The following is an 18010-nucleotide window of genomic DNA, read 5'->3' on the forward strand; positions in this document are numbered from 1 at the left end:
GTAATTCATAGTAAATATCGTTAGATTTCCCCAAGTTATATTAGGTCATTCTTTCCTTTACGTGAAATTTCATTGATATACTATTGCAATTCTCTTCACCGTTTGATAAAATATCACTTGTTCTATGTAAGAATCGAGTCATTCGATTGCACCAGGGAGGTGAAAAGTATGGCAAACATCAAATCTGCTATCAAACGCGCTAAACTTAGCGAAGAGCGTCGTTCACATAACGCTTCTATCAAGTCTGACATGCGTACTGCTGTTAAAACTGTAGAAACTTTAGTTACTAATAACGATCTTGAAAATGCTAAAGAAGCTTTCAAAACTGCTTCTAAAAAACTTGACAAAGCAGCTCGTAAAGGTCTTATCCACCAAAACGCTGCATCTCGTCAAAAATCTCGCTTAGCGAAACAAGTAAACGCGTAAGGCGTTTAAAAAACGATCCATTCGGATCGTTTTTTATATACACAAAAAAGTTCACGTACTAAGTACGTGAACTTTTTTGTGTCACTACATATGATTTAACCGCATTAAGAAAAACTCAAGCACAAGTTTTTTATCCATCTTTCCAGTCTTCATACTATAATCAGCTTCCGCCAATTCTATAATAACTTTTTTTAATTCTTCAAAAGAGAAAAACTTCGTTTGATTCATCGCCAACTTTACCCGGTATGGATGTACACCAATATGGGACGCGATTTGATTTTGTCCGTAACCACGCTGTTGCAACTCTTTCACTTGATGTAGCAAGCGGAACTGACTTACTAATAAAGCGAGCAGTTTAATCGGTTCTTCCTGCTGTGTAAATAATCCGTCTAAAATTTGCATCGCACCAGCGATATCTTTTTTCACAACTTTTTCTGTTAAAGCAAACACGTTTTGCTCAACAGATTTCGGCACAAGTTCCGTGACAAGTTTTGGCGTAATTTCTCCGCCCATACCGACGTATAACGTTAACTTGTCCATTTCCTTCGCCAACATTGTTACATTACTTCCCACAAGCTCTAACAATAAACTAACAGCTGCATTATCAATATGCACATGCACCTCATCCGCACGAGAAACAATCCACTTCTGAACATCCTGCACTTGCATCGCATTTGCTTCTATTACATCCGCTGTTTTCTTTAATAGTTTTGTAATTTTTTTTCTTTCGTCTAATTTTTCATAAGGCGCAACAAAAACAAGAATAGAAAAAGGAGATGGCTCCCCAATATATTCTTCTAAAATTTTTATATTTTGTTCTAATTTTTCTTTTTGTGCCGTTAAAAATAGTGGTGATTTTATTAATATAACTTTACGCTCGCCAAAAAAAGGAAGCGTATGCGCATCCTCAACTACATCTTCTAAATACGCTTCTTCCAAATCGTATGTCACAACATTAAACTCTCGATCTTCCTCTTCAAGCGCTTCCGTTGTAATAAGCTTTATCGTTTCATTTATAAAATAGGCTTCCGTTCCATACAGTACATACAACGGAGCGAACTGTTTCTTTTTAATCTTCTTATGTATATCACTCATATTTTTTCCTACTCCCTAACTTGGCAATATATATTTATACTAATGCCCTAGCTTTTGTTTTACAAGTACAAAGGGACGGTCTTTATAACCCGCCCCTTTATTTATATAAAACGCCACGCAATAAGCCCCGGATTTCTTATTGGTGTGCGGTAATCACCTTCCCTTTATTATTTACAATAATAATCTTAGTATAAGTGCCAACTGTTAACATGATTGGAAATGAAAAATTCACGCTACTTAACTAACTAGAAAAAGTATACAAATACTCTATTTCACTTCATATAGAAATTGTAGATTTTTTTCTGACAATATTTTATACTAAAATGGAATGTTGGGGAGGGATTCTAAATGAATGATTTTGAACAAAACGTTCAAAGTAAACGCAATGACGCTATTGATTCAGGGGTAGGATTTATCGTCTCATTTGGTTTTTTCGCAACACTTTTCATTATTGCAACTGTTATTAAATTCATCGGTTCTTAAAGGCTGCTGCTTAACGGCAGTCTTCTTTTTTTCATCTTCTATGTGTTTCATCATATGTGATTTTACTTTGAAAGGTTCCTTTTTCTCCATTAAAAACATAGGAAATAGCACCTTGCTTATCCGTACGCCATATATCAATACCCATCTTCTTAAAACGCTCTATAACTTCCTTATGCGGGTGCCCATACCTATTACGCTCCCCCACAGAAATAATCGCTACAGCAGGCTGTACAAGGCTTAAAAATGGATCTGTAGACGATGTTTTACTCCCATGGTGGGCAACTTTTAAAATATTAGCTCGCAAATCAGGATATGTTGATACTATAAACTTTTCTCCTTCTTCTTCTAGATCACCCGTAAATAGCCATGTTAGTCCCCCTAGTCTGGCCCATAGTACAATCGAAGAGTCATTTTCTCCCTTTTCTTTCCCCTTTGGAGCTAATACGAAAAATTCCGCTTCATTTACCCTCCAACCTTCCCCTTCTCCTACTACACTTATCTTCATGCTCTTTTCTAACGCCTTTTTCTTCACCACTTTTTCCAATACAGCATCTTGTTCCTTTCTCCCAAATACAACCTCTTTTACAATAATAGATGACAGCAAATCCAGCGCAGCACCTATATGATCCGCATCTCCGTGCGTTACAATTAATTTATCAATCGTTTTTATACCTTCTTTTTGTAAAAAAGGAACAAGAATATCATGCCCAACAGAAAATTCATGCTTTTTTTGTTGCCACGCTTCCTTCTTGACAGGAAGGGCTCCTCCTGTATCAATAAGATAAACCTCTTTATCGTACGGAAGACGAATTAATATCGCATCTCCCTGTCCAACATCAAGAAATGTAACACTCCCACTTTCGCGAAAATATGGATATACATAATGACAAGTACTAATAAAAAGAAACACACCCACAACTATGCACAAAATTTTTTTCTTTATTACCCTTTCCCAAATCACAAATATACTAACGATACTAAAACAATATATAGCCACAAGAAATAAAGGAGTTTGACCAAAAGTAAGTCGGATGAAAGGGAAACTTTCACAGTAACTTAGAAAATCATTAGAAATGGTTAAACATAGTGAAAGTACATATGCGATTCCTTTTGCGAAAAATGGAATAACCGGCATACATATAAGAATAATGATGCTACACGGCAATACAATAATGGATAGAAAAGGAACATATATAAGATTGAGGAAAATGCTATAAGGAGAAAAATAACCAAAATGATATAACAAGATGGGGGTACTAGCGAGCTGTGAAATTATAGAAATGTAAATAGAATTTCGAAATATCCCATTACTACGCTCTAATAATATCGGCGCAGATAGTAGTAAAGAAAAACTACCTACAAATGAGAATTGAAATCCAATGTTGAAAATAAGATACGGATCGTATATAAGCATACATATAGCTGTTATACTTAAGGCGTCTAGACTAGATAAGCGAACAGAGCACATGAAAGCTACCAATAATAAAACTCCTGTTATAGAAGCCCTCACAACAGATGGCGACGCCCCAGCTATGATCATATACAGAGGAATGCAAACTATAAGGCATACTGTTGCTATCTCTTTCGTCACACCACTTCTTAGCAAAACAAAATACATTATAACCATTAATAATACGATATGCGATCCTGAAATTGCTAACAAATGTATAAGACCAAATTGTTGATATTGCTCTTCTACTTCAAACGTCATTTGTTGTCGATCTCCAAATAATAATGCGTTCATAAATGCACCTGATTGTTCCGGGAACATTTCTGTAACTTTCGAGATTGTTTGTTGCCTGAGAAGGAAAATCCATTGCACGAGTGACAACGATGTTTTTTGACATTCAGAAATGTATGTCACATCAAATATAAAATGTATTTTTTGCTGATATAAATAATTACGATAATCAAAAACATGAAAATTCCGGGCAGTTTGTGGTTCTTTCACCTCCCCTTTAAATGTACACGATATACCTGCATGTAATTGTTGCAACTGCTTCTTTTCCGAAGCAGATTGTATTTTATAATTTAACTGCACTAAGTTTTTATTCTGATCTTCAATTTGAAAAGAGAGACGATCCCCATTAATTAGAGGTGTATTTTGCACGACCCCTCGTGTAACTTCATAGGACTCCCCTAGCGGCTTATTTAGACTCTGAACATACGTGGTGTACATAGCGCCACTAAAACACGCTATTATACAAAATATGAAGGTTTTACGCGAAGTACGATATAAACAAAATAAAACATAACAAACGAAACAACAAGCAGCCAACAAATGCGATGCGGAAAAGGTAATTGCAATCCCAATTATAAACGAGATTGCAACATAGCCCCATTGCCCATTCAACTCATACTCACTCCTTATAGCATCATTTTCGCTTTAGTGAATACACGCTGTAATTCTTCCATTGATAAATTATCTTTTTCTAAAGCTGCGAATAATTCCTTTAGCTGTAAATGACGCTCTTGTTCTTCTAGCGATGTAATATCGTATTCTAGTGGAACGTGCTTTACTGTTACACTCGCTTGTTCAAATAACTCTACGGCATACGGATGATTTTTATAGTCCTGTGCATAATAAACCGCTGTAACACCACTTTGAATAATCGCCTTACAGCACTGCAAACAAGGAAAATGTGTGACATAAATTTCCGCTTCCTCTGTTTTTGCACCAAACTTCGCACATTGCAATAAAGCATTCATTTCAGCATGAATTGTACGAACGCAATGATTATCAATGACATAGCAACCATCGTCTATACAATGCACACCACCTTTAATTGAACCGTTATATCCACCAGCAATAATTCGTTTATCACGAACAATTGTCGCTCCTACCGCAAGCCTTGTACATGTACTACGTAAAGATAGTAGATGGCTTTGCGTCATAAAATATTGATCCCATGAAATTCGTTCCATATTTTTCACCTTCTTTTTTGTCTACTTGTAGTGTAGCGAAAAAAGAAAAACTTCGTCAATCTTTTATGGAATAATAATTTGATCTTTTATTTTCTCTAAAGACTTCGCACCAATCCCATCAATTTCTAATAAATCTTCTATTTTCTGAAACGGACCATGTTCTTCTCGGTATTTCAAAATACTTTCCGCTTTCCGAGAACCAATGCCTGTTATTTTTTCAAGTTGCTCTTTAGAAGCTGTATTTATTTGCACTTTACCCTCGCTTTTTGAAAAAGTAGCCCCTTCTTGCACTGGCTCATTCTTGTTAGGAACATAAAGAAGCATTTGGTCTTGGACCATTTGCGCCAAATTCACTTTCTTCACATCTGCATCTGGCAACAAACCACCAGCTTTTTCAACTGCCTCCTTCACCCGGTCCCCTTCCTTCATTTCATACACACCCTCTTTAAAAACCGCCCCTTTCACATCAATTATAATTATTTTTTTCTGCTCCTTTGTATCCAATACTTTCGGTTTACTTTTTTTCTCCACATCTTTCACTTGAACTTCCGTTGTAATGAGCGATCGCTCTGTTTGCTGATTCGTTTTCCAGAAAAAAAGAAAAATCAAAGTGCCAATAATAATCACTAATCCCAACCATTTTTTCGGAAAATCCCACATCATTTTACACCTCTAATCATAAATTTATAACATCATTCATATTGTTTAGGAGAAAGCTGTTACGAAGGAGGGATGAAACATTGAACATAGGAATTATAGGGACAGGGAACATGGGGAATATACTAATCGATGCATTTTTAGAAACCCGTGCTGTCAAACCCTCGTGCCTTACTATTATTAATCGGACGCCTGCCAAAGCATATCATATAAAAGAAAAATACCCTTCTGTTCATATAGCCAAAACAATCCAAGAGGTAATCGAAAAATCCCAGCTTATTTTCATTTGCGTAAAACCGATAGATATATACCCTATTCTACAAAAATACGCTGACCATTTTTCAGACGAAGATTGCTTAGTTTCTATCACAAGCCCCATATCTCCATCACAATTAGAAACACTTATACCTTGCCACGTCGCTCGTATCATTCCAAGCATCACAAACCGCGCCTTATCCGGCGCATCACTATTTACATTTGGAAATAACTGCTCTCTAGAATGGCAACAAAAACTACTTCGTCTATTCAAAAACATTTCTACTCCCCTTGTTATAGAAGAAGATATAACGCGCGTTTCATCTGATATAGCAAGCTGCGGCCCTGCTTTTTTTAGTTATTTATTACAATGTTTCATTAACGCTGCTGTAGATAAAACAAATATTACACATGAAGAAGCCACTACTTTAGTAAGTGAAATGGTCATTGGAATGGGGAAATTACTTGAAAAAGAAATTTTCACATTACCTACTTTACAAGAAAAGGTATGCGTTAAAGGCGGTGTTACAGGAGAAGGTATTCGTATTTTAGAAGAGCACGTTGGGGATATGTTTCATAAATTAATCGAACGGACACATGAGAAATTTGATGAAGATTTAAAATGCGTTGAGCAGCAATTCAATAAACACACATAATAAATACGCCATCGTAATCCCAAACCCTTTTTATTAATACTTATCTTTTTCATACTACATTTTCACTAAAACTAGCATTTTTACACTTTACACATATCATCTTTTTATTTTTCTAGAACTAAAACTACATCTTTTCTATAAAACAAAAGCAACCTTATCGGTTGCTTTTCTTTTATCCATTCTTCTTCGCCATAAAAAAGATGCGCTCTGTTTGTTCTGTCACTTCAATTCGTTCAAAGTCACCTGTGACGCGAAGCACTGTAAACCCAGCTTCTTCAAGCCATTTTGTTAACACTTCAACTGAATACGCACGTTGCACGTGACATTCGTCAAAACGATGATACACATCTTCTTCTGAATCTTGTACAAAGAATGTCAAATCATGTTCCACACTATCTGATTCTTCTCCAGGGAAGCAGTTCCAAATAAGTGATATTTCTTCGCCGTTCACTGTATATGTTTCATTTTGAAATACGTGATGTATTTTATATAAAGAGTGTACATCGAATAAAAACAAGCCATCCTGACGTAAATGGTGGAAAACTCTTCTAAATGTTTCTTGCACTCCATCTTCTTGCAATACATAATTTAATGAGTCACAAAAGATTGTCACACAATCAAATTCACCAGGGACATCGAGTTCTCTCATGTCTTGTTGGTAAAAAGGAATAAAATAGCCTTCTCCCCCCAATTTTTGCTGCGCGACAGTTAACATTTCTTCCGAAAGATCTACACCAATTAAGTCATAACCTTTTCGCACAAGCGGAAGTGTTACGTTACCAGTTCCACATGCTACGTCAAGGATTCTTGCCTCTTTCATAGATGCCTGTTGTAAACTTTCCTCTGTGAATTCCACCCATTTATCATAAGGGACATCATTCATCAGTTCGTCATACAGCAAAGCAAATTGTTCGTATTTCATTGATCTAGCTCATCTGCAATATCTTCACGCGGCACATCGCCCCATAGACGCTCTAAATTATAGTGATTACGCTCATCTTTATGGAATACATGAGCAACCACATCACCAAGGTCTACTAAAACCCAACGCGCTTCATCAAAGCCTTCCATACGTTGTACGTTAATTTCGAACTCATGTGCCTTCGCTTTAATTTCACGTGCAATTGCTTGTACTTGTTTGTCTGAATTTCCGTGACAAATAATAAAATAGTCTGCAATCGGTGAAATACCTTGCATATTTAGTACAACCATATCTTCTGCTCTCTTATCATCAGCTGCTTTTGCCGCTAATACTAATAACTCTTTATCTTTCATTTATTAATTTCCTCCTTGATAACTTCATTGTATGTTTGGAATGTTAATGGATAAATCGTTTGATCTTTTTCCATTAAAAATTGAATCGTTCGCTTTAAAGCAAACAGTAAAGCTTGATTTATATCTTTATATGCGAGTTTCCTCGCTTCTTCCACACCAGGAAACTTACGTCCTGGTTCAATGTAATCTGCTACATAAATAACTTTATCTAACATTGTCATTTTTTCATGACCACTTGTATGATATGTAATAGCTTGTAGAATTTCAGGATCAGTAATGCCTACTTCTTTTTCTACTAAGTATGCCCCAACAGGTGCATGCCATAACTCTTTGTTATAGTGCAGTAGATCCTTTGGCAAAGCTTCTCCCTTGATAATCTCTTCCATTTCTGGAATCGCTCTACATTTTGCATAATCGTGAAATATAGCAGCCGTCTCTGCCTTTTTCTCATCTACACCATATAACCTAGCAAGTTCAATCGCTGTTTCCATTACACCAACCGTGTGTATATAACGTTTTTCATGCATTTGTTGTTTGACAATACTAAGTGCTTCCTCACGATTCATACAACCCATTCCTCTCGATATATACCTGTACTTTTTCGGGGAGTAAATATTTGCACGTTTTCTTCGTCATATATCTCTCACGTAACAGAGAAGAAGAAACTGCAAACTCCGGAATTTCCACTTTTACGATATCATAAGGCGTATGTAATGTATAACCTGGTCTTGCAACTCCAACGAAAGTCACAAGCTTAAGTAACTTTTCAATGTTATACCACTTCGGCAAATACTCAACCATGTCTCCGCCAATAATAAAGTGAAACTGCACATCCGGATACTTCTCCGTTAATTGTACCATAGTATCGTACGTATAAGATGGGCCTTCTCTGTCTAGCTCTTCTAAACAAATTGAAAAGTATGCTTCTTCCTCAATCGCTATTTGCAGCATATTTAATCGACTTTTCACACTCGTAATGTTACGTACTTGCTTGTGCGGTGGAACTTGATTCGGCAAAAACCATACCTCTTCCAACCCTAAAGCATGATACACTTCATTTGCAATTAACAAATGCCCATTATGAGGTGGATCAAACGTGCCACCAATAATGCCAATTTTTCTCAAAAGAAACGCTCCTTCCTTTTACATACAGCAACTCTCCCCATACAAATTCGAAGAGAGCCCACTGTTAATAAAAGTTCAATTGGTTTCGCTTTCTACATATCAAGCGTCCATTACGAAATAACTCACGTATATCTTTTATCGAGGAAGCTTAATCTGCTTATTTTCTCTTGATTCTTTGTATAAAACAATTGTGCTTCCGATTACTTGAACGATTTCAGCTCGTGCACCTTGTGCAAGCTCTTCTGCAACTTCACTACGATCAAATTCACAGTTTTGTAATACGCTCACTTTAAATAGTTCACGAACTTCTAATGCTTCTCCAATTTGTTTCACCATATTTTCATTCACGCCACCTTTTCCAACTTGAAAAATCGGTGTTAAATGATGTGCCTTTGCACGTAAAAATCTTTTTTGTTTTCCTGTTAACATATAATTAGCCTCCAAGCTCTCTCATTACTAATTGTTTCATTCTATCAATATTCGGCACACACCCTGTCCACATTTCAAACGCAAGTGCACCTTGATAAACGAACATATCGATTCCATTTTGAATTATTGCACCTTGTTCTTTCGCATCGCCTAAAATTTTCGTCTCAAATGGATTATAAATAATATCAGAAACAATCGTTCCTTGTTTCAATGAACGAATTTCCAGCGGCGTATACTCAACATGTGGATGCATACCTATCGTTGTTGTTTGGATGATAATATCATATTCCCCTTGATTTTCTGCTGCACATTCTAACGATAGAGCATGCGAATTAACATTTGCCATGCACCCAGAGATAAGGTTTTTCGCCTTATCTCTCGTACGATTAGCAATATCAATTTCTTTCACACCTACATCGGCAAGCGAGAAGTAAATAGCTCGGCTAGCACCACCTGCACCGATTAATAAAATACGTTTCTCTTGAAGTGGATCTTCACTAATTGACTGCAGGGCACGAACAAAACCAATTCCATCTGTATTATACCCAATCAATTTTCCATCTCGATGAACTACTGTATTTACCGCACCGATTTGCCTTGCTAACGGGGCAATCTCATCCAAGTACTCCATAATTGCAACTTTGTGCGGAGTCGTTACATTAAATCCTGAAATACCTAATGCTTTCAAACCTTTTACTGCTTCCCCTAGCGCTTCTTCTTCTACAAGAAACGCATGGTAATGGGCATCCATATTCAAGTGTTCAAATGCATCGTTATGCATAACGGGTGATAATGAATGTCCAATTGGATTTCCGATTACACCATATAATTGTTTCATAAATCCCTCTCCATATTAAATTAAAGATTTACGTAATGAAACACTTACTCCTTTTGGTACATGAGCAACAATTTTCGCTCCTGATTCATTTACAGTAACCCAGCCCAATCCAGAGAATACAACATCCGTTTTCGGCTCACGAATATTAAATTCATATTTCACAAACTTAGGCATATTTTCTAATTCTTCTGGTGTCGGTGGATTCAATAATTCTCCAGCGTGTTTTTCGTACAATTCATCAGCCTTTTCAAGCTTTGTACGATGGATTGTTAAACGGTTTGAGAAATGACAAGTGAATGCACGACGGCCCCCACTTACATAATCAAATCGTGCTAATCCACCAAAGAATAATGTTTGTTCTTCATTTAATTGGAATACCATTGGCTTAACTTCTGTAGTCGGTGTAATAAGCTTTAAGCTTTGTTTCCCAACATAATGCGCCATTTGATGATGATTAATAATACCTGGTGTATCGTATAAAGATGACGTTTCGTCTAATGGGATATCAATTAAATCAAGCGTTGTTCCTGGGAAATGTGATGTTGTAATTACATTCTCAGTCTCATCACTAAACTCTTTAATCATACGATTAATAAATGTTGATTTACCAACATTCGTACATCCAACAACATAAACATCTTTACCCTCGCGGTAATGCTCAATTGCATCAGCAAGTTCAGCGATTCCTTGTCCTTTAGCTGCACTAATTAAAAAGACATCTTCTGGTTTTAAACCAAGTTGCTTTGCACTATAGCGCATCCAATGTTTTACTTTATCATGCTTAACTGACTTTGGAATTAAGTCAGCCTTATTCCCTACAAGTAATACTTTATTGTTCCCTACAAAACGATGTAAGCCCGGTAACCAGCTACCATTGAAATCGAAAATATCTACGATTTTAACCACTAGTGCGTCTGATTGTCCAATTCCGTTCAAAATACGAAGGAAATCATCATCTGTTAAAGATACATCTTGAATTTCGTTATAATGTTTCAAACGAAAACAACGTTGGCAAATTACTTGTTCTTTTTCTAAAGATGATACAGGAGCGTATCCTACTTCATTTTTATTTTCTGTTTGAATTTCTACACCGCAACCAATACATTTAATTGTTTCAGTCAAACTTTATTCCTCCCAGTTAATTAAGCCTTTTTTCTTCATGTTTCTCATAATTCTTCGTTCAATTTTCCGATTAAATCGTGTCACCAATCCGTCCGTTTGCGCTACCGGTACAACTAAAATTGTATGAAGTCCCACACGATTCCCGCCGAGCACATCCGTTAGTAACTGATCTCCAATTACTACAACTTCATCTGGCTGCAGGTGCATCTCATGTATCGCACGCTTAAATGCGCGAACAAACGGTTTGCGCGCACTATGAATAAACGGAATACCTAATGGGTCAGCGAAGTCTTTAACGCGTTGCTCGTTGTTATTTGAAACGACCGTTACTTGAATATCATTTTCTTTCATTTTCAAAAACCACTCTTCAAGCTGTGGCGTTGCGTTTGGACGATCCCATTCAATTAAAGTGTTATCTAAATCAGTAATAACTCCTTTAATTCCACGTTTTTTCAAATCTTCTGGTTGAATATGATATATATTTTTCACATATTCATTTGGTAAAAATAACTTCAATTTCTTTCACCTCTTTGAGGATTTTTCATAAAATTTTTCGACAACATTTTTCGATAGATAACCTGTGGATAAACTTGTACACACTTTCCACATTAATTTTTCAGTCAATTTGGAATTTACTAACAATCTATCCACATTTTATCCACTGAGTTATGTGGATAACCTCTTGTTTGTGACTGTCATATTTTTTTGGTACATTAAATGCAACAACGAATCAATCCTTATATTATTAGGAGGTGACTCACCTTGAAAACAAAACATATGGAACAGTTATCTACTGATTTACTCACTGAGTCTTATTATAAAGCAAAAGAACTAAAATTAAATCCCGACTTCATTTTACTTATAAAACAAGAAATTATTAGACGCTCGTTAGAGGACAAGCTCGTCAAATCTTCTTGAGTACATATAGATTGCTGATTGACCTGTAAAAAGAGCCATCCTGCGATGGCTCTCGAATAAACAAGTACTCCCATCTAGGGGATTTCTCCATTAAGCATCTTTGTCCACATTTCTTAATTAGAGCTTCATAAGTATATTATAAAATCTTTTCTTTACTTATGAGATACTCGGGTTGCAATTTTTTCACCAAGACGCAACTCTTGCCCACTTGTCAATTCCTGCACTGCTTCAATCATATCTTTTTCAAATAATAAAACAACTGTTGAGCCAAATGTAAAGTATGCCATCTCTTCACCTTTTTGAACAGTACTTCTTTCATGAAGAAGCTCGATACTATTAACAAACATAGCACCTACTTTTACAAGTGCCATATGTTCGCCGTCACTATTTACTTCTGTAACAGAGCGATAATTTTTTGACAATGGTTCTTTCCCATACTCCATACCCGCTGCATTTACCGGATATGATTTTCTACCGAGTACAAATCTTTCAGTCACAGAGCCAGAAAGCGGGCTATGAATACGATGATAATGACTTGGGCTCAAATAAATTACCATATATGTACCGCCTGCATATCTCTTTGCACGCTCTTCATTACCTAGCATATCCACAATTGAATAACGCTTTCCTTTTATATCGAATGTTTTTGTATCCTCAATAGGACCTTTATCAGCAAAAACACCATCAACAGGACTAACGATACTCGATGCATCAGTATCAATACTACGCTTTCCTTCTTTTAGCCTACGTGTAAATAAATCATGCAATGTTCGATATTCCTTCAAACCCTTTTCCATCTCATCTTGATTAATTTGAAAAACTTTCACATACGATGGAATAATGATAGAGCTCAAACGAGATTGTGCAAATTTACGTAATATATAAGAAGTAAAACGACCATTTGTAAGTTCGATCATAAGTCGATATAATGTCCGTCGCAAATTACGAAACCTCCTAATCAGCCTATAACTTTAGTTTCCCCTTCTTTTCTCTCTATATCATATGTAAAATTGGTTCTTATTCCCACATATAGAATGGAGCCGTCTCGTTATACACGAAGAAAAACTAAGTATAATTTTTATTCTTAAATTGTTTAGCACCTTCTAATATTACAGATAGAACCCGCCATTTTCAACAGTGAACATGTATTTCTTCTTAGAACAGCTCGTTTTCTTTCCGTTTTCCCGAAAGAAAAGCAGCCACTTTTAAAGTGTAGCTGCTTACAATACACATTATTCTTTTGCTTTTTTCTCTTTCTCAGCCCGCACAAATTCATGGAACATTTTCATTAAAGCACGCTTTTCAATTCGCGATACGTAGCTTCTTGAAATACCGAGTGCCTTCGCAATCTCCCTCTGTGTTTTCTCTTTATCAAGCCCAAGTCCAAAACGCTTCACAATTACTTCTTTCTCTCGTTCGTCCAAAATATCGATATACTCTTTAATTTTTTCTAACTCCATACTAAGCTGAATCATATCAATTACATCTTCAGATTCTGATTTTAATATATCAATAAGTGATATTTCATTACCCTCTTTATCTTGCCCAATCGGATCATGAAGTGAAACGTCTTTTTTCGTTTTCTTCAGCACACGTAAATGCATCAAAATTTCATTTTCGATACAGCGTGCTGCATATGTTGCAAGCTTAGTTCCTTTCCCTGCTGAATAGCTTTCAATCGCTTTAATAAGCCCAATGGTACCAATTGAAATTAAATCTTCTGCATCTTCACCAGTGTTTTCGAATTTCTTAACAATATGAGCTACAAGCCGTAAATTATGTTCAATTAAAAGATTTCTCGCTTGAGCATCACCTTGCTCCATTAACTCTAAGTACTTTCTCTCATCATCTGATGATAACGGCTGCGGGAACGCATTGTTCTTCACATAAGAAACAAATACAAACACTTCTCGAACCATATATCCAATTGCGGCGAATAGACTCAAACCTTTCACCTCCGCCAAAATAGTGGTCTTTACTATGTGTATGTGGGCATGAGGTTGTTTGTGTCTGTACGATGTAAATATGGAACTCTTAACTTAATGGCATTCTTAAACCACTCAACGCTAATCATTAAATTTTTCTATAAACATAGTAAAAGCCAATCGAAACGTATCGATTGGCTTTTACTAATATTCACTCCAAATTTTCTCTCCAGTATGCGCATCTATGTAACGAATTTTCCGACTACAATCGACGGATTCTTTATGATTTTCACTCATCGTTTGTTTATACAGCAGTTTATATTTCATTTCCTCTGCATCATGATCTATACACCATTCTAATTTTACTCGAATGACCTCTTTATATATTTCTAACGCTTTTTCTTTTGTTACTTTTGGTGTTGTTTCATATGCAAGTAATTCTTTTATAAAGTTGCTAGATTCTCCTGAGTAGTGCATCACAGCACCATTTTCTGTATTGATGTTGATCATAAATTGCATATAGTCTATTGGAATCCCATTCACATATACGGAAAAGGTAAATCTTTCAATCCCATCTTCTGCTTCTTCACGTTCTTCCCAAAGACGAAGATATTGTGTGATATCTGGAATAACTCGTTCTAAAAATTGAAGTGCTTTTTGTAAACATTCCTCGCTAGACAGTATTTGTTTTACTTCTTTATCGTCTGCCAGTTTTATAAAACCAATTAATTCATTGGTTGATTTATCAATCGTAATGCCAACTAAATTATTATATTTTAACATCGGTAAATGCTTTTTAAAGAATTCATTCATTATTACAATTTAAGGTAATTATAACAAACAAAACCAAAAATCATTAGCAAAAAGACAAAAAGCTGAAACAATTAGTTCATACGAATTTCACATGAATCTATTACTATAAGAATTGTACATAGTGAAATTACTAACAATGACGTTTATTCATATATAATTTCATTTGAAAGGGGGTTGAAAAGATGAAAACTAAATATCGCTTTATGATCTCATCATTTGCTGCTTGCGCCTACATGATTTGGTGTTTAGTATAATAACAACTTCACTTGTAAATAAGAAAAGGTGTGTATATAAATGGAATATAACCAATCAACCGTTAACTACTGGAAAGCTTTTGTATTACCTTATACATTTGCTTTAGAAGAGTTAAAAACTAAATTTGAAATTATGAACCGGGAAGCTCAATTTTTAGAAGACTACAACCCGTTTGAACATATAAAAACAAGACTTAAACAACCCGAAAGTATCATCAGGAAGCTTGAGCGTAAAAACTTATCACCAACAGTTGAAAATGCTCAAACACAATTACAGGATATTATTGGCATCCGTATTACATGTTGCTTTGTAGAAGATATTTATCATTTAAAAGAAGTTATTGAAAATCGTGGAGATATGGAAATTGTAGAAGTAAAAGATTATATTGCTAATCCAAAAGGAAATGGCTATAAAAGTTTGCATATGATTATTAAATATCCATTGTCACTAAATTCTGGTACGAAAGATGTCTTTGCAGAAATTCAATTACGTACACTTGCGATGGACTTTTGGGCAAGTTTAGAACATAAACTTTACTACAAATATGAAGGAAATATACCTGATTATTTGAAGGATGAACTACATGACGCTGCTATGAAAGCTGAAGATCTCGATAATAAGATGGCAACAATCCGTCAAGATATTGATGACATTGAAGCATGTTCAAACCAAATTTTATTACCACTATAACAAGGTTCTCTCCTATGAGAACCTTGTTTATCCCGATTGGTGATGGCTAATAATCAGTGGGGGATGGACAAAACCCCCACTGATTAAAGTTTCACTTTATTTCTTCTCTATCGTACGAACCTCTTCAATCTTCCACCCTTCGTCTTCTTTTCCAAGTGCATACCGCATTTTCTTTTGAAGAGTAACCCCTCCATCTACTTCTTTTTCCTCCGTTTCAACAATAACAAGCCCACCTTTAAGAGCTTTCATATTCATACGTTCTAACTCTATTTTCTTATTTCCCTTTTGAAATGCCGCTTCCTTTTGTGTTTTTAAGTCTTCAGCACCAGGCATCTTCTTTGAAAATAACTCCATATGTTCAGCAAGATTTTTTTCATTCGTCGTCCGTACAAATGCCTCAATAACATCTTGAATGAATTTCTCTTCTTCTTTCGTTATATGTACCTTTCCCTCAGTTTTTCCAGCAGATTTTTGTTCTATATTATTCTCTTGAGATTGACATCCAACTAGCAATAATACAAATACTAGAAGGAATCTTAATTTCCCTAAAAAAACGCTCATCTTTCCATCTCCTAAAAAGAAAAGTGAGGCATTTCGCCTCACTTTCATTTATAATTAGCGTCTTCCTTTATTTGGATCGCCGCCGCCAATAATGTCAAAGACACGTTTAGCTATATTTGTATTCTCTTGAACGCCAGAGAATAAGTATTTACCTGGTCCGAATGCATATACGTTCACATCTTCACCTGTATGTCCACCCGTTGTCCAACCTGTAACCGAACGCTTATTGAAGATATCTTCAATTGCATTATCAATCTTTGTTACATCTTTTGATGGAGCTATATCATTTACAGCTTTAATTTCTTCTGGTGTTAATTGTAGATCAATATACTTTTTCAATGTTTCTTCTACATTTGCACCTTTTACAATCTCACTTGCCATAAAGTCTGGCGTACGTTTCGCAGCTTTAATCGGATCTACTTTAAAATTATACTCACCATTCGCACCTAAAGATAATCCGCCAGTAGAATGATCTGCAGTTGCAACAACTAATGTGTTCTTATCTTTTTTCGCAAACTCAATTGCTGCTTTAAACGCTTTTTCGAAGTCTTCCATTTCACTCATTGCACCGACAATATCATTATCATGTCCAGCCCAATCAATTTGACTACCTTCGACCATTAAGAAGAAACCGTCTTTATTTTTGTTCAAGCGCTCAATCGCTGCATTTGTCATCTCTTCTAATGAAGGTGTTTTGTCAGTACGGTCAATCATTTTGTCTAAACCGCCTGGTGCAAATAAGCCAAGAACTTGATCGCTTTTATCATTTAATAATTGATTACGATCTGTTACATAACTATAACCAGACTTCTTAAATTCTTCTGTAAGATTGCGGTCTTTTCTAACAAAGTTATTTACACCACCGCCAAGCATAACATCTATTTTATGCTTACCTTTAATTTTCTCATCAAAGTAATCATTTGCAATTGCGTCCATATTTTTACGACTAATATCATGTGCACCGAATGCAGCTGGTGTTGCATGCGTAATTTCAGAAGTTGCAACGAGTCCCGTTGACTTCCCTTTTTCTTTCGCTTGCTCCAATACTGTTTTCACTTCAGCTTTATCATTATCTACTGCAATAGCTGCGTTATATGTTTTTATACCTGCTGACATCGCAGTAGCTGCCGATGCAGAGTCTGTAATATTTTCATGTTCATCTTCTGGATATGTTTTTTGTGTTCCTACAAGATGCTTATCAAATTCTGTAGATTCCATCTCAAATGTTTTTGGATTATCTTTCATATAACGATGAGCTGTCATATATGAAGGCCCCATACCGTCCCCAATTAATACAATGACATTTTTAATTTTTGCATTGTTTCCGTTCTCATCTGCATTAACCTCACTAGAACGCGTAAAATTCCATGTTGCTACTGAAGTAACTGCTAACGACGCCACAACTGCAAATGGCCATGCTTTTTTTACAAACTTTTTCACTGTCTTGTCCCCCTAATTAGGTTATTCATTTCCCACTATCAAATTTAATAGAAGACTGTTAAGAGAAAATGAGTTATATGTAAATTTTTTGTTAACTTATGTAAATTTAAGTTATAATTTGT

Annotated in this window: 21 protein-coding genes and 1 pseudogene; 5 read left to right on the top strand and 17 right to left on the bottom strand. The window is 35.7% G+C overall.

Translation table 11 applies throughout. The features are described 5' to 3' along the window. The first annotated feature begins 168 nt into the window (after positions 1–168). Entirely contained in the window at positions 169–426 is a 258-nt protein-coding gene (gene rpsT / locus ABH960_RS12645; RefSeq protein WP_113935599.1) for a 30S ribosomal protein S20, read from the top strand. Positions 427–510: 84 nt separating this feature from the next. Here the strand turns inward: rpsT and holA are convergent, their stop codons facing one another. Then, on the bottom strand, positions 511–1521 hold the full coding sequence (gene holA, locus ABH960_RS12650) for a DNA polymerase III subunit delta (RefSeq protein ID WP_002034073.1): 1011 nt from the start codon (positions 1519–1521) through the stop codon (positions 511–513). Positions 1522–1869: 348 nt separating this feature from the next. Here holA and ABH960_RS12655 point away from each other — a divergent pair, with 348 nt between their 5' ends. Beyond that, on the top strand, positions 1870–2004 hold the full coding sequence (locus ABH960_RS12655; protein WP_000997609.1) for a YqzM family protein: 135 nt from the start codon (positions 1870–1872) through the stop codon (positions 2002–2004). 31 nt (positions 2005–2035) lie between these two features. Here ABH960_RS12655 and ABH960_RS12660 read toward each other — a convergent pair whose 3' ends face one another. The 3 genes from ABH960_RS12660 to ABH960_RS12670 form a co-directional block, all read right to left on the bottom strand. Continuing rightward, entirely contained in the window at positions 2036–4357 is a 2322-nt protein-coding gene (locus tag ABH960_RS12660) for a DNA internalization-related competence protein ComEC/Rec2 (protein ID WP_404445515.1), read from the bottom strand. A gap of 14 nt (positions 4358–4371) precedes the next feature. Further along, the gene (locus ABH960_RS12665; protein ID WP_002088698.1) at positions 4372–4929 is read right to left on the bottom strand and encodes a ComE operon protein 2; all 558 of its coding nucleotides are present in this window, start codon (positions 4927–4929) and stop codon (positions 4372–4374) included. A gap of 63 nt (positions 4930–4992) precedes the next feature. Beyond that, positions 4993–5592 (bottom strand): helix-hairpin-helix domain-containing protein, encoded by a 600-nt coding sequence (locus ABH960_RS12670; RefSeq protein ID WP_219303557.1) that lies wholly within the window; start codon positions 5590–5592, stop codon positions 4993–4995. Positions 5593–5669: 77 nt separating this feature from the next. Here ABH960_RS12670 and comER point away from each other — a divergent pair, with 77 nt between their 5' ends. Continuing rightward, positions 5670–6497, top strand: coding sequence for a late competence protein ComER (gene comER / locus ABH960_RS12675; protein ID WP_404445519.1), 828 nt, complete (start codon positions 5670–5672; stop codon positions 6495–6497). Positions 6498–6669: 172 nt separating this feature from the next. Here comER and ABH960_RS12680 read toward each other — a convergent pair whose 3' ends face one another. The 8 genes from ABH960_RS12680 to ABH960_RS12715 all read right to left on the bottom strand — a co-directional run bounded on the left by ABH960_RS12680 (position 6670) and on the right by ABH960_RS12715 (position 11802). After that, complete coding sequence (locus ABH960_RS12680) at positions 6670–7419, bottom strand: class I SAM-dependent DNA methyltransferase (RefSeq protein ID WP_002088700.1); 750 nt, start codon at positions 7417–7419, stop codon at positions 6670–6672. Then, complete coding sequence (rsfS, locus tag ABH960_RS12685; protein WP_000653209.1) at positions 7416–7772, bottom strand: ribosome silencing factor; 357 nt, start codon at positions 7770–7772, stop codon at positions 7416–7418. Before rsfS ends, ABH960_RS12680 begins: the two co-directional genes overlap by 4 nt. Then, a complete protein-coding gene (gene yqeK, locus ABH960_RS12690; RefSeq protein WP_002129163.1) occupies positions 7769–8338 on the bottom strand; it encodes a bis(5'-nucleosyl)-tetraphosphatase (symmetrical) YqeK in 570 nt (189 codons plus the stop codon). Before yqeK ends, rsfS begins: the two co-directional genes overlap by 4 nt. Then, positions 8328–8897, bottom strand: coding sequence for a nicotinate-nucleotide adenylyltransferase (locus ABH960_RS12695; RefSeq protein WP_404445524.1), 570 nt, complete (start codon positions 8895–8897; stop codon positions 8328–8330). Before ABH960_RS12695 ends, yqeK begins: the two co-directional genes overlap by 11 nt. A gap of 135 nt (positions 8898–9032) precedes the next feature. Further along, entirely contained in the window at positions 9033–9326 is a 294-nt protein-coding gene (yhbY, locus tag ABH960_RS12700; protein ID WP_002015220.1) for a ribosome assembly RNA-binding protein YhbY, read from the bottom strand. Between the two features lie 4 nt (positions 9327–9330). Beyond that, complete coding sequence (aroE, locus tag ABH960_RS12705; RefSeq protein WP_002015222.1) at positions 9331–10164, bottom strand: shikimate dehydrogenase; 834 nt, start codon at positions 10162–10164, stop codon at positions 9331–9333. 15 nt (positions 10165–10179) lie between these two features. Then, a complete protein-coding gene (gene yqeH, locus ABH960_RS12710) occupies positions 10180–11286 on the bottom strand; it encodes a ribosome biogenesis GTPase YqeH (protein ID WP_002015224.1) in 1107 nt (368 codons plus the stop codon). 3 nt (positions 11287–11289) lie between these two features. Then, positions 11290–11802 carry a YqeG family HAD IIIA-type phosphatase gene (locus ABH960_RS12715; RefSeq protein ID WP_002015225.1) on the bottom strand — a complete coding sequence of 171 codons (513 nt, stop codon included), beginning with the start codon at positions 11800–11802 and terminating at the stop codon, positions 11290–11292. A gap of 246 nt (positions 11803–12048) precedes the next feature. Between ABH960_RS12715 and sda the strand changes: the two genes are divergently transcribed. Continuing rightward, positions 12049–12204 carry a sporulation histidine kinase inhibitor Sda gene (gene sda, locus ABH960_RS12720; protein ID WP_002015226.1) on the top strand — a complete coding sequence of 52 codons (156 nt, stop codon included), beginning with the start codon at positions 12049–12051 and terminating at the stop codon, positions 12202–12204. A 152-nt stretch (positions 12205–12356) separates the two neighbouring features. Here sda and ABH960_RS12725 read toward each other — a convergent pair whose 3' ends face one another. From ABH960_RS12725 to ABH960_RS12735, 3 genes and pseudogenes are all read right to left on the bottom strand, one after another. Next, positions 12357–13145: a phosphatidylserine decarboxylase gene (locus ABH960_RS12725; RefSeq protein ID WP_113935604.1), complete on the bottom strand. Its 789-nt coding sequence runs from the start codon at positions 13143–13145 to the stop codon at positions 12357–12359. Between the two features lie 291 nt (positions 13146–13436). After that, positions 13437–14150, bottom strand: a complete 714-nt coding sequence (sigK, locus tag ABH960_RS12730) for an RNA polymerase sporulation sigma factor SigK (RefSeq protein WP_000051382.1) — start codon at positions 14148–14150, stop codon at positions 13437–13439. 183 nt (positions 14151–14333) lie between these two features. Further along, positions 14334–14945 (bottom strand): annotated as a pseudogene (locus ABH960_RS12735) (YcdB/YcdC domain-containing protein); the annotation flags it as partial. A 291-nt stretch (positions 14946–15236) separates the two neighbouring features. Between ABH960_RS12735 and ABH960_RS12740 the strand changes: the two are divergent. Then, the gene (locus ABH960_RS12740) at positions 15237–15887 is read left to right on the top strand and encodes a GTP pyrophosphokinase (RefSeq protein WP_002015229.1); all 651 of its coding nucleotides are present in this window, start codon (positions 15237–15239) and stop codon (positions 15885–15887) included. A 96-nt stretch (positions 15888–15983) separates the two neighbouring features. Here the strand turns inward: ABH960_RS12740 and ABH960_RS12745 are convergent, their stop codons facing one another. Together ABH960_RS12745 and ABH960_RS12750 are read right to left on the bottom strand one after the other, a co-directional pair. Next, a complete protein-coding gene (locus ABH960_RS12745) occupies positions 15984–16448 on the bottom strand; it encodes a hypothetical protein (protein ID WP_404445535.1) in 465 nt (154 codons plus the stop codon). A 54-nt stretch (positions 16449–16502) separates the two neighbouring features. Beyond that, the gene (locus ABH960_RS12750; protein ID WP_113935607.1) at positions 16503–17888 is read right to left on the bottom strand and encodes an alkaline phosphatase; all 1386 of its coding nucleotides are present in this window, start codon (positions 17886–17888) and stop codon (positions 16503–16505) included. Between the last annotated feature and the right edge of the window lie 122 nt (positions 17889–18010).

Source organism: Bacillus sp. RC252 (assembly GCF_044909215.1).
GTDB lineage: Bacteria > Bacillota > Bacilli > Bacillales > Bacillaceae_G > Bacillus_A > Bacillus_A mycoides.